Here is a 12,991-nt window from a genome sequence, read left to right on the forward strand (position 1 = left end):
CAGACTCATCTTTTCCACTATTCTCCACGGGGAGGCGGATGATCATTTGGCGGACCACCTGCGCCATTAGGTCCGCCAGGAGGGCCGCCAGCGGGGCGAACGGATTCGCCGTGCAAGCAGCCTATGAACATATTCTCACTGGGACTGGCAGCGTGGTAATGATAACCTCGTGTTTGGTCGGTAATTCCCCGACACTGATCAAGTCCTTCTGTTTCTTTACCTTGGGCATCTTTCATTGCGTAAATACCGTATCCATCAGACGCGTAACCAATTAAAGGAGCATGACCATCATCGGTGTCTTCGAGGGTATCAGTGCAGCCGGTGGTCGAATGGTAGTGATAGCCTTGATGGACGTTAATATGTCCACCACAATAGTCAAAAGCTGCGATGGTATAGGCTCCTAGAATGGCATTAATTGGTGCTGGACCAGATAGTTCAGTGCCGTCTAAGGCAATGCCTACCGTATGAACTCGTCCGGTTTCAGCTGCAGGAATAGGTTGGGTAGGAATTAGATAAGTCAGTGAAAAATCGTCATCAAGGTATTCTAATTCGCATTCAATGCAGTTTTGCATATATTGTTCTTCAACGTCAGGCCGTGCCGCCCCTAAACAGGCTGCTTTGGTCGCGGTGTAGCGCACATTTCCAGTGTTGGCTTCATACACCATCCACTTTTCGTCACCGTAATATTCACCTAGCTTTAAAATAAACTCACCGGTGATATCTACCAAATCGCCAGTTCCCTCTTTACTAAACCAAGTTCCGCCTTTATCTGCCCCATCGGTGATTTTTCTCGGGCAAAAAGGACCAGGTTCACGTCCTGCTGGCGCCCCAGAGGTAACTAATTTATAGCAGGTGGTTTTTGTGCCTTCAGCTGTTTCACAGTCAACGATTGTCGGCGTTTCGAGAAACGCTCCTTCGGCAAACATGGAAAGGTCTATGCCCTTGGCACTGGCTGATTGCGTAACATTCTTTACCGAAGCGTCGTTGCATCCTGTTAATGCAATCGCAGCAGACACAGCCACCATCATTAATGGCCATTGATATGATAATCCCATGCTTTAACCTCTGAATTCTGATTTTACTAAGCTAACTTTTCATTAAGTATACTCATTAGTCTACAGAATAAATGTGCAGATATTATGAAGTGAGGCGGTTTAAAGTCTAAAAACAGTAACACTAATTATAGAGAATGTGCGCTGTTAGAAATAACTAGTTACTCCTACTTAATCCCCTGACAACCAATATAAACAATAATCGTAAAGATTTATGAACATATTTTAAAACAGCATAGATACGTTAACCCTACCTTAACCATCAGCTTGTTAAGCTTTGCTTCAATTATAGGCCAATACAATTTATCGATAGTGCATTGCACAATCATAAAGTGGCTTTCGCCTCATCTTATTTTGTGTATTTAATTAGGAATGCTTAATTATGAAATCTTCAATCAGCATCGTGGGACTGCTTACGGTAGTAACTTTGCTAAGTGGTTGCCAGCAAGAAAGCGCACCCCCGAAAACCGCCTCTGTGCCAGTCGTATCTTATGTTGCAGTAACAACGGGTGAGCATAAAATTGATACTAAAATGCAAGGTCGTGTTGTTGCTTCCTCAATTGCAGAAGTACGCCCACAGGTAGGTGGCATTGTGCAACAGCGTTTATTCAATGAGGGCAATACCGTAGAAAAAGGTGAATTGCTCTATCAAATTGATCCGGCTACGTATCAGGCAGCTTACAATGAAGCAAAAGCAAATTTGAACAGTGCTAAGGCTTCGCTAGAAACGGCTAAGTTGAAGGATGAGCGTTATGCGAACTTGTTGAAGTTTGAAGGTGTTTCACAACAAGATGCTGACGATGTTCATGCGACTTATTTAGAAGCGAAAGCCAATATTGAAAAGTATGAAGCCGCATTAGCTTCTGCGTCTATCAATCTTGAATTTACTAAGGTTACCGCTCCTATTTCTGGGCATATTGGCATTTCCAATGTGACTCAAGGGGCATTAGTTACTGCGCAGCAAACTACCGCCTTAGCGACTATCCGCAAACTTGACCCTATCTATGTGGATATGACAAAAAGCAGTAAAGAATTGCTTAAATTGCGTCAAATGTTGGGTTCCAAGGGGATTTCCGAAGGCACAACTGAAGTTTCACTTACCTTGGAAGACGGCTCTGAGTATGACCACAAAGGCCAGTTGAAAATGCAGGAAGTGTCAGTAGATGCGTCAACAGGTACTGTCACCCTTCGCGCTGAATTTCCGAATCCAAATGGTTTGTTATTACCTGGAATGTTCGTAAGAACTCAAGTAAATGAAGCGGTTAATCAACACGCAATACTCGTTCCACAACAAGGTATTTATCACTCAGCCACAGGCGAAGCTTATGCCTATGTTATTGGTGAGAATAACTTAGTCGAAAAACGCACTGTTGAAACCGTTAATGCCGTTGAAAACAAATGGTTGATCTCAAGCGGATTGTCAGAGAACGATAAGCTCTTAGTTGAAGGGGCTGGTAAAGTCCGTCCGGGTAGTGAAGTTAAACCTGTATTGGTTGAAATGACCGAGCAAGGCACCATGATTACCGTGGTTAAACAAGACCAAAATAGCTCCTCTGTACAAGTGGGAGTGTAGTTGATGTTTGCTCGCTTTTTTATTGATCGCCCAGTATTTGCTTGGGTTATCTCAATCATCATTATGCTTACGGGTATTGCCTCTATTTTATCGTTGCCTGTAGCGCAGTACCCAAGTGTGGCACCGCCTGTAATCAGTGTAAGTACTAGCTATACAGGGGCAGATGCGGCCACAGTTGAAAACAGTGTTACGCAAATACTAGAACAACAGTTAACAGGGTTAGATGGGCTTCTGTATTTTTCGTCTTCTAGCACGTCTGATGGTGCAGCTTCGGTTAAAATCACCTTTGAAGAAGGGACTGATCCTGATTACGCGCAAGTACAGGTACAAAATAAAGTTGAGCAAGTTAGTACTCGATTTCCTGAGTCGGTGCAAGCACAAGGTGTCACAGTTACTAAATCCAATTCAGATTTTTTATTGGTAGTTGCACTGTATGATAAAACCGATCAGGCGACAGCCTTTGATGTAGCAGACTATATATCTTCCAACCTACAAGACTCTCTAGCACGAATTGAAGGTGTTGGTGACGTCAGAGTATTCGGTTCGCAATATGCCATGCGTATTTGGTTAGACCCGAATAAATTAGCGGCTTATGAGCTTATGCCGTCAGACATTAGCAGTGCATTAAGCGCACAAAATGTTCAGGTTCCTGCTGGTAAAATAGGTGCCGTACCTACGCTGGCTAATCAAGAATTGAATGCTACTGTGACTGCCCAATCGATGATGTCTACGCCGGAAGAATTTCGCAATATTATTGTTAAATACAATTCAACGGGGGCGAATGTACGCTTAAGTGATGTCGCTCGAGTGGAAATTGGCAGTGAAAGTTATAGCGCTATTCCACGTTTGAACGGCCATCCAGCCTCAGGTATTGCAATAATGTTGTCACCTGGAGCAAACGCCCTTGATACGGCCACGCGGGTTAAAGATAAAGTGGCTGAACTGTCGGTCAACTTACCTGACGGTTACGAAGTGACCTTCCCCCGTGACAGCACAGCGTTTATTAAAATATCCATAAGTGAAGTGGTACAAACCCTGATTGAAGCGGTTATTTTAGTTGTGCTGGTTATGTGGTTGTTTTTGCAAAATTGGCGGGCCACATTGATCCCTGCTATTGCTGTGCCGGTAGTTTTATTGGGGACATTTGGCGTGCTGGCGGCGTTTGGGTTCTCAATCAACACACTGACTATGTTCGGTATTGTCTTGTCCATTGGTTTGTTGGTAGATGATGCCATTGTTGTGGTAGAAAACGTCGAACGTTTGATGCGCGAAAAGAACCTATCGCCACGTGATGCGACCATAGAGTCTATGTCGGAAATTAGTACGGCACTGGTGGGAATCGCGGTTGTGTTATCTGCTGTATTTTTACCTATGGCGTTTTTTGGTGGCTCCACAGGTGTAATCTATAAACAGTTCTCTATTGCTATTGTCTCTTCTATGACGCTATCGGTTATTGTCGCGTTAACCCTGAGTCCTACGTTATGTGCCAGTATGCTTAAACAAAGCAACCATAGCAGTGAAGGTAAGGGCTTTTTTGCTCGTTTTAATCGCGGTTTTGAGCGCATGACGAAGTCTTATACTGGCCATGTCGAAAGCATTATTGCGCGTAAAGTTCGCTGGGTTTTGGTGTACGGTGGCATAGTTGTTGTTTTAGGTTTGCTAATTGTTCGTCTACCTACTGGTTTCTTACCTCAAGAAGATCAGGGCAGCACTATGTTTCAAATTAATTTGCCCCCAGGTGCATCCATCAAGCGTACACGGGCCGTGGCAGAGCAAGTCGAGCAATACCTGCAGGAAAAAGAGTCTGACATTGTTATTCGTTCCTTTTCTATTTCCGGTTTTAATTTCGCCGGTAGTGGCCAAAATGCGGGTATGGGATTTGTTGCATTGACGCCTTGGGATGAGCGACCTAACGAAGAGCAAAGTGCAGATGCGCTAATTAATCGAATGAATAAAAACCTGTCTAGTATTCGTGATGCCAGCGTATATTCTATGTCGCAGCCGGTGATTCAAGGGCTAGGGCAAAGCAATGGTTTCACCTTTGAATTGCAAGCCGCAGCGGGCACAACTCGTGATGAGCTTACCCAATTGAAAAATGAGTTGCTCGAAAAAGCACGACAAAGCAGTTTGCTTGTTGGGGTCAGAGAAGGGGCGTTAAGTGATACTCCTCAACTGAAAATTGATATTGATAATGGCAAAGCCACCGCACTTGGATTGTCATTATCAGATGTATCTAGCACCTTAACCTCAGCTTGGGCCGGAACTTATGTAAATGACTTTATTGATAATGGTCGGGTGAAAAAGGTCTATTTAGAAAGTGATGCGCAGTTCCGTTCGAAACCTGAAGACCTGGGTGAATGGCATGTTCGTGGCACCAACGCTGATGGTGAAACGAGTATGACGCCTTTCTCCGCTTTCAGTACTATTTCTTGGTCAAGCGCACCACAAAGTTTGTCGCGTTTTAATGGAATTGCGTCTTATCAGCTTCAAGGTGCGGCAGCCAGTGGCGTCAGTTCGGGTCAAGCTATGGCTGAAATGGAGCGCTTAACCCAAGAAGTGGGGCAGGGAAAATTAAATTTCTCATGGAGTGGATTATCTTACCAAGAGAAATTATCTAGTGGACAGTCCTCCACCCTCTACGCTATTTCCATTTTAGTGGTTTTCTTAGCGCTAGCGGCGTTATATGAAAGTTGGTCGGTGCCGTTATCGGTGATTTTAGTTATCCCGCTTGGTGTTGTAGGTGCAGCATTGGCAGCCAGTTTAAGAGGTTTGGAAAATGACATTTATTTCCAAGTAGCTCTGGTTACTACCATTGGATTGGCTTCAAAAAATGCGATTTTGATTGTGGAATTTGCAGAGTCTTCTTATCAGCGCGGTATGTCGTTGATTGATTCTGCTGTGCACGCTGCCAAGTTGCGTTTAAGGCCAATCATTATGACGTCTCTTGCGTTCATTTTCGGAACCATACCATTGGCTATCTCATCCGGTGCAGGAGCTAATAGTCGAATTTCCATAGGTACAGGAATCGTTGGTGGAACCTTCACCGCAACTGTTTTGGGGATTTTCTTTGTACCTTTATTCTTTGTCATCATCCGTGGCTTATTCCCAAAAAGGCGTCCGGTTTATGATGATGCTGTTAATACAGGGGAGAAAGCTGATGCGTAAATTCTCTTTACCTAACAAGGGTGTCGCTCGTTTATTACCTATTGCTGGTGCTTTGATATTGGCAGGTTGTAGTACTTTATCGCCTGAATATACACGTTCAGAACTGCCTGTTGCACAGACATGGGAAAATGCTCCCCAAGCGCAGACTCCGGGTTTATCAGACCAACAGGCCGCGCAGGTGCCGTGGAAAAGCTTTATTAAAGATCCACGCTTAACTCAGGTTATTGAACTTGCCCTGAAAAGTAATAGAAGCTTGCGCCAAACTTTAGCCGATGTAGAAGCTGCCCGTGCAACTTATCGAATCCAAGATGCCGAACTGTATCCGCAGATAAATGCAGGATTAAGCGGTAATCGTACTAAGGCCTCGTCAGGAAATATTAGTACGACCTACCAAGCTGAAGTTGGTTTAAGTAGTTACGAAATAGATCTGTTTGGCAAAAACCGCAGTTTAAGTGCGGTGCAAATGGAAGCTTATTTGTCGAGTCAAGAAACGGCAAAGGCGGCAAAAATTTCACTGATTGGTGAAATTACCAGTGCTTGGTTAACCTTGGCCGCTGATAAAAACCAGCTCAAATTGGCTCAGGAAACGGCCACTAACGCGCAAAAAACCATGGATATAACCAATAAAAGGTTAGAAATGGGAATCGATTCTAGAATCGATGTGGCCAGCGCTGAAACCATTTATTATAACGCCCGTTCTGATATTGCTAGTTATACAACCCAAGTGGCGCAAGATCTGAATGCACTGCGTTTGCTTGTGGGCGAGCAACTAGACGACAGTTTATTGCCAGAACTATTACCAAGTAGCGAAAGTTTAGTCACAGATGTACCTGTTGGCTTGTCATCATCTGTATTGTTGCAGCGTCCCGATGTATTGGCAGCTGAGCATACTTTGAAATCGGCCAATGCCAATATTGGTGTAGCTAGAGCAGCCTATTTCCCAACGTTATCTTTAACCGCAACCGGTGGTTTGGCTAGCTCGGTACTCGCAGATATATTCAGCGGCGGTGCAAGTTCAATCTGGACCCTTGCACCTAGTATCAGCTTGCCAATATTTGACGGTGGATCTAATGATGCCAACTTAGCGTACACAGAAGCTCAGCAACAGAAGTACTTAGCCGCATATGAATACACTATTCAAAGCGCGTTCTCAGAGGTCGCCGATGCGTTAGCACGCAGAGCAACTATTCAAGAGCAGCTAAATAGTCAAAAATCCTTGGTGTTGGCTGCAACTCGCAGTTACGTTTTATCCCTTGCCCGCTATAAAGGTGGTATCGATAACTTTCAAAGCGTTTTAGAAGCACAGCGAACAATGTATCAAGCCAATCAATCGCTGATTCTGACCAAACAAGCCGACTTGGAAAATCGTATCACTTTGTATCGAGTTTTGGGTGGCGGACTAGCTGAAGAGAAAACTGCGTAACACAAATGTCTATACTCACGGGTAAGACAACTGGCGGTTATTAAAGCAAATTAGGAATAGTTAAATTAATCATGAACGTATTGTTAGTTGAAGATGATATCGACCTTGCCACAACCATAGTTGATTATCTTGAGATCGAGTCTATCGAGTGCGATCACGCAAGTAATGGTTTAATGGGATTAAGTTTAATCGAAAGTAATCATTACCAAATGATAATACTTGATATTAACATGCCTAAAATGGATGGTTTAACGCTATGCAGCACCCTACGGGAAAGAGGCATGGATATTCCTATTTTGATGTTAACCGCCCGAGATAGCCTTGATAACAAATTACAGGGTTTCGAGGCGGGTAGTGATGATTATTTGGTTAAACCCTTTGCCATGAAAGAGCTGGTGGCACGGGTACAAGTGCTTGCAAAACGGCGAAGCGGAGAAGTTAAAAAGTTAGCCGTTGGTGATTTAAGTTTAGATTTAAGCCAACACACTGCACATTTAAAGCAGAATACGCTAAAACTTTCGCCAATCGCATTTAAGATACTCGAGGTCTTGGTGCGGACCAGTCCGCAAGCTGTGAGTCGGCAACAACTTATGCAACAGGTTTGGGGCGACGAACAACCAGACAGTAACAGCCTAAAAGTACATATCCATCATCTACGAAAGCAGTTGGATGTTGAGCAGAGTAATGTAAAACTTGAAACTGTGTCAGGTGTTGGTTTTGCCATTAAAGTGGATAGTGAAGGAAATTAATCGTGAAAATCAGGCCAAGTCTTAAGCTACACTTTTTTTTTAGCGTCGTATTGCTTGGCTCCTCTATGGTCATTGGTTTTTCGTTTTTAAGTGTTAACTACTTTGTGGATGGGCTCGACAGGAGTCTAAATGGCATAATGTTCGAAATCGCCAAAACCACTGAAGTTGAAGATCAACATCCTAAAATTATCGCCGGCATTCATGTTGCTAGTCGTTGGCAAGATACCCCTGAACTCATACGGCAACATTTCCCCAATCCACCGTCGGAAGTAGGACAGTTACTCAAGATAAAAGACCAAGCCACTATTTTATCCATGCCTAAAAATCTGTACTTTGTGGTTTTGTACCATGGCCCTAATGGTGAAGAAAGATTCATATCTAAGGTCATGCTAGAAAAAGACTTTGTGCCAAATTACTCCGATCTGCATCCTACTAACCGCTTAATATGGACGGCTATAGTCGCTATTATCGCCATATTATTATTTGCTCTTTTACTGGTAATGATAATGCTAAAAGTCACTAAGCCTCTTGAATCATTAAAAAGTTGGGCTAAGTCTTTAGATAAATATAATCTTCATTCGCCGCCCCCTGATTTTACCTTTAACGAACTCAATGTATTGGCTTCGTTGGTGCAGAGTAGTCTGGTGTCAGCACATCAAAGTTTAGAACGAGAACAGCGTTTTCTCAGCTATGCCAGTCATGAATTGAGAACACCTATTGCAGTTATTCGAAGTAATGTTGACTTATTGCAGCGCATAAACGAGAAAGTTCCCACCAGTGAAAAGCAGAAGCTTACGTTAGAACGAATACAGCGGGCTGGTCTTACTATGACGAATCTGACGGATACATTTCTTTGGTTGAGTCGGAATGAAGAATTAAACGTAGCGCCAGAAACGGTCAAGCTGGATGAAAAAATTAGACAGGCCTGTTGTGACTTAAACTATTTGCTCAGCGGCAAAGATGTAGAGGTCAAAGTGGAAACGGAAGAGTGCGAGGTAAATACCGTCGCCGTTGCCTGCCACATTGTTATCAACAATTTAATTCGAAATGCCTATCAGCATACTCAACACGGTGAAGTGAAAATTGAACAACAAGGCAGTCGAGTGATAATCATTAACACCAATACCAGTAATGATAATACTTCACCTATGGTTGATTCGAATGATAGCAAAGTAGCTTTTGGTTACGGTTATGGATTGGGGTTACAATTAAGCGAAAAAATTATTAATCACCATGAATGGCATTATGAAAAGACCAGCACTCCTGGATTTTATCAAGTTACAATAGACTTTAACGGTCACAATTAGTTGACCTAGGTTAAGGTGATTAATTTACAATACTTAATTCCGCCCTTTTTTGCCTAAAGCTTTGGCGTTTCTAATGTCTCAATTGGACTAATATGCAGTACAAACAGAAAAGATGGATCAAGATGTTCATCGGCATCATTCTGATATGTTCAGGATGTGCAACTATCGCAAACCTTGATTTAAACCGACTTTACGGTGAAGAAAATACCGATAACCGGATCAATGCAACACCTGAACAATCTTCGCCAGACAGCGCCGCCACAGTTTTTTATGAGACCGAAGTTGCACCTGTTATAAATGCGCGTTGTGTGGTTTGTCATGCTTGTTATGACGCCCCTTGTCAGTTAAAAATGACACACCCTGAAGGCATCGAGCGAGGTGCAAATAAAGAGAAGGTCTATCACGGCTCACGTATTATTGCCGCCACGCCTAATCGACTTTTTATTGATGCGCAAAGCTCAAGTGAATGGCGAGAGCGGGGATTCTATCCAGTATTAAATGAGCGCGAACAGTCAGCTGTGGCTAACACTCAAGCTTCGGTGTTAGCAAAAATGCTCACCTTGAAAAAGCAAAACCCGTTACCAGCCGATAAATTGTTAGATGAGCGCTTTGATGTCAGTATCGACCGCAGCCAACAATGTCCCACAGTGCAAGAGTTCGAAGGTTATGCCCAAAGCCAAGCATTTGGAGGGATGCCTTATGCGCTGCCTGAATTGAGTGATGATGAACATAACACCTTAATCAATTGGATTGAACGAGGTGCTTACATGCCAGCGCCAGCGCCTATTTCGGTTGCAGAACAACAGGCGGTGCAGCAACTAGAAGATTTTTTAAACGCTGAGAGTTTGAAAGAGCAATTGACCGCTCGTTACATTTACGAGCATTTGTTTAGCTCTCATCTGTATTTCAGTGAGCTAAGTGATGACGATGTTCAACCGCAGTTTTTCAATATGGTACGTTCTCGAACGCCCTCTGGGCAGCCGATAGAAGTTATTGCTAGTCGTCGTCCGTTTGATGATCCTAAGGTAGAGCGGGTTTATTACCGCTTGTTCCCAGTGCACTCAACAATAGTCAATAAAACCCATCAACCTTATGCCATCAACAAAATTCTGACCGACAAATGGCAAAAATGGTTTATTGAAGCGGATTATACAGTCACAAAAATGCCTAGCTACGAGCCGCAAATCGCAGCCAATCCGTTAACCGCGTTTAGTCAATTACCGGTCAACGCTCGTTATCGTTTTATGTTAGAGCGTGCACAAAATACTATTATGGGGTACATCAAAGGTCCCGTTTGTCGCGGACAAGTCGCGTTGAATGTGATTAACGACAGGTTTTGGGTGTATTTTGTAAAGCCAGAAGTAGCCGCTTCCCCTCAGATCAATCGATTTTATGAAACACAAAAAGACAACCTGCGTTTACCTGCTGAAAAACAAAGTACCGCTTTTGCTGTAACTTGGATCGAATACGCTTCTCGTCAAGGTGATTACATGCGGGCCAGGCAAAACTTCATGAACACTGAACTGGAAAAAGACTACCACTTTAGCCCTGACGATATTTGGGATGGTGATGGTGAAAATCAAAATGCCACATTGACGGTATTTCGTCACTTTGACAATGCTACCGTGATCAAAGGTTTAGTAGGTGAACCGCCTAAAACAGCGTGGGTTATTGACTATGCCCTGCTGGAACGTATTCATTACTTGTTGGTCGCAGGCTTTGATGTGTATGGTAACTATGGTCATCAACTGATGACTCGTTTATACATGGATTTTTTACGTATGGAAGGGGAAACTAATTTCTTAGCATTTTTACCACCAGATAGTCGGCGTGAAGAGTTGGCTTCTTGGTATCAAAAATCTGGTCCCGAATTGACGTCATTTTTTGAAGGTAATGTGCATATTTTTGATCAACCAAGTGGCATTGAATTTAAGACCAAGAATCATAAACAAGAGCTATTTGATATTTTTGCGGAACACTTAAAAAAGGTGCAACCTGTTCGTTACCAATTGAAAGAGAGTGAGCTAACAGGCAAAAGCAAGGCGCTGCTGGCTCAGTTAGCCAATATTAAAGGAAAAAGTGCGTCTGTATTGCCGGAATTAAGCATGATTATGGTTGAACCAAACGATGGCAAACAACCAGAAATTTTTACTCTTGTACGTAACAGTGCGCATTTTAATGTGAATAGCTTATTTTCTGAAAGTGCCAATCGAGATCCAAAAAATGATGACGTAACCTTAGTGCATGGATTGCTCGGTAGTTACCCAGATGCGTTCTGGCGAGTCAAAGAAACTGAGCTTGCTCCCATGGTCGCATTGGCGCAAAAAATTGAAACAGAACAAGATTATGCCGCATTTTTAGACTCATTTGCAGTGCGTCGAACCGCTGCAGACTTCTGGCAATTTAGTGATAAGCTAAACCAAATTTTCAAGCAGCAGAACCCTATCGAAGCAGGCTGGTTAGATTACAACAGGTTGGAAAATCGTTGAGCCAATCGTGGTCATAACTCCAGTTATTCAATACAGTAGCGCACACAACAATATCTGAATAGGTCAAAAGTCATCATTAAAAAGGTGACTTTCTTCACCTGTGCGCTTCACTGTCTGTCGCTATATTAAGCTCTCTTACTTAATATCTTTCTAAAGGATTAATCATGAGCTTATCAATAACTGCACATACTAAAACAATCAATGCGTTTATCGTCTGTGCGCTTGGGGCCCTATTCTGGCTTGCCGCTCCCAGTGCTTTTGGCCAAAACCAACAACCCAATGGTCCTGCTTTTACGGCTCAAATGAGCAAGGTGGACTTGTTTGATAAGTCTCGGCAACGACCGATTAAGGTCACGGTGTGGTTTCCTTCTGAACAAATCGCTGTATGTGAAAAAGCGCCCATTTGTATTGATAAGCGAGGGCATAAAAATAAAGTGTTTGTCTTTTCACATGGTGCGATGGGCGATCCCATGGGGTATAACTGGATAGGGTATGCATTAGCATCTCAAGGGTTTACCGTTTTAGCTCCCTCGCATTTTGGTGAATCTTGGATATATGGCCCAGATAATATCGATCCTCAAGCGGCTTTGCGTATGTGGGATCGTTCCTTGGATATATCCTATGTTCTCAATCAGTTTTCCTCTGCCGAGTATTTAAGTGAACAATTAAACTTCAATAACGTCACTGCCATAGGCCATTCTTCAGGTGGCTTTACAAGCCTAGCGTTGGCGGGTGCGACCTTGGGTAAAGACATGACTCAGTACTGTCAATCAACTGCTGCGCAAAAAGATTTAAGTTGTCAGTATGCAAAGCTATCAGAAGCAAAAAATGATAAGGAAACACTGTTATCTGCAAGCTACAAAGATGAGCGGATTACTGCCGTCATTGCTTTCGATCCTGCTCTGGGTCCATCAGCGGATGTCGAAAGTGTCAGTGAAATTTCTGTCCCCGTGCTACTGATTGCTCCACTTAATAACGACTTTTTAGACTTTGCAGGGCACGCTGGTTTTTATCATCAGCAATTGCAAAATAGCCGCTTGGTGAGCTTACAAAATAATGAAGGTCATTTTGTTTTTTTAGACAGTTGCAAGCATACGCACAAAGCGATGGGAGTTTCCCTGTGTAAAGATAGAGTTGGTGTTGATAGAGAGGCGGTACACAGACAACTGTATGCTGACATCTTTGGATTTATTTTTAGGTCGTAATTGACTTGTATGTTGCGACAAAATAGAG

At 43.2% G+C, this 12,991-nt stretch carries 8 protein-coding genes; 7 read left to right on the forward strand and 1 reads right to left on the reverse strand.

Annotated elements, in window-relative coordinates:
- Positions 1 to 17 precede the first annotated feature (17 nt).
- Positions 18 to 1,055 carry a YHYH protein gene (locus tag Q4567_RS10670; protein WP_303500345.1) on the reverse strand — a complete coding sequence of 346 codons (1,038 nt, stop codon included), beginning with the start codon at positions 1,053 to 1,055 and terminating at the stop codon, positions 18 to 20.
- 379 nt (positions 1,056 to 1,434) lie between these two features.
- Between Q4567_RS10670 and Q4567_RS10675 the strand changes: the two genes are divergently transcribed.
- From Q4567_RS10675 to Q4567_RS10705, 7 genes are all read left to right on the forward strand, one after another.
- Positions 1,435 to 2,625 carry an efflux RND transporter periplasmic adaptor subunit gene (locus tag Q4567_RS10675; RefSeq protein WP_216047891.1) on the forward strand — a complete coding sequence of 397 codons (1,191 nt, stop codon included), beginning with the start codon at positions 1,435 to 1,437 and terminating at the stop codon, positions 2,623 to 2,625.
- Between the two features lie 3 nt (positions 2,626 to 2,628).
- A complete protein-coding gene (locus tag Q4567_RS10680) occupies positions 2,629 to 5,790 on the forward strand; it encodes an efflux RND transporter permease subunit (protein WP_303500346.1) in 3,162 nt (1,053 codons plus the stop codon).
- Entirely contained in the window at positions 5,783 to 7,213 is a 1,431-nt protein-coding gene (locus tag Q4567_RS10685; RefSeq protein WP_303500348.1) for an efflux transporter outer membrane subunit, read from the forward strand. Before Q4567_RS10680 ends, Q4567_RS10685 begins: the two co-directional genes overlap by 8 nt.
- A gap of 68 nt (positions 7,214 to 7,281) precedes the next feature.
- On the forward strand, positions 7,282 to 7,962 hold the full coding sequence (locus tag Q4567_RS10690) for a response regulator transcription factor (RefSeq protein ID WP_216047919.1): 681 nt from the start codon (positions 7,282 to 7,284) through the stop codon (positions 7,960 to 7,962).
- 2 nt (positions 7,963 to 7,964) lie between these two features.
- Entirely contained in the window at positions 7,965 to 9,269 is a 1,305-nt protein-coding gene (locus Q4567_RS10695) for a HAMP domain-containing sensor histidine kinase (RefSeq protein ID WP_303500350.1), read from the forward strand.
- Positions 9,270 to 9,361: 92 nt separating this feature from the next.
- On the forward strand, positions 9,362 to 11,758 hold the full coding sequence (locus Q4567_RS10700; RefSeq protein WP_303500351.1) for a fatty acid cis/trans isomerase: 2,397 nt from the start codon (positions 9,362 to 9,364) through the stop codon (positions 11,756 to 11,758).
- 164 nt (positions 11,759 to 11,922) lie between these two features.
- The gene (locus tag Q4567_RS10705) at positions 11,923 to 12,963 is read left to right on the forward strand and encodes a hypothetical protein (RefSeq protein WP_216047895.1); all 1,041 of its coding nucleotides are present in this window, start codon (positions 11,923 to 11,925) and stop codon (positions 12,961 to 12,963) included.
- Positions 12,964 to 12,991: the final 28 nt, after the last annotated feature.

Origin of the sequence: Aliiglaciecola sp. 2_MG-2023 (assembly GCF_030548145.1) — a bacterium.
In the GTDB taxonomy this organism is placed as follows: Bacteria; Pseudomonadota; Gammaproteobacteria; order Enterobacterales; family Alteromonadaceae; genus Aliiglaciecola; species Aliiglaciecola lipolytica_A.

Bases quoted from the DNA above. Each gene is read 5' to 3' on its own strand.
- Q4567_RS10670 (WP_303500345.1), bottom strand. From the start codon at position 1,055: ATGGGATTATCATATCAATGGCCATTAATGATGGTGGCTGTGTCTGCT.
- Q4567_RS10675 (WP_216047891.1), top strand. From the start codon at position 1,435: ATGAAATCTTCAATCAGCATCGTGGGACTGCTTACGGTAGTAACTTTG.
- Q4567_RS10680 (WP_303500346.1), top strand. From the start codon at position 2,629: ATGTTTGCTCGCTTTTTTATTGATCGCCCAGTATTTGCTTGGGTTATC.
- Q4567_RS10685 (WP_303500348.1), top strand. From the start codon at position 5,783: ATGCGTAAATTCTCTTTACCTAACAAGGGTGTCGCTCGTTTATTACCT.
- Q4567_RS10700 (WP_303500351.1), top strand. From the start codon at position 9,362: ATGCAGTACAAACAGAAAAGATGGATCAAGATGTTCATCGGCATCATT.
- Q4567_RS10705 (WP_216047895.1), top strand. From the start codon at position 11,923: ATGAGCTTATCAATAACTGCACATACTAAAACAATCAATGCGTTTATC.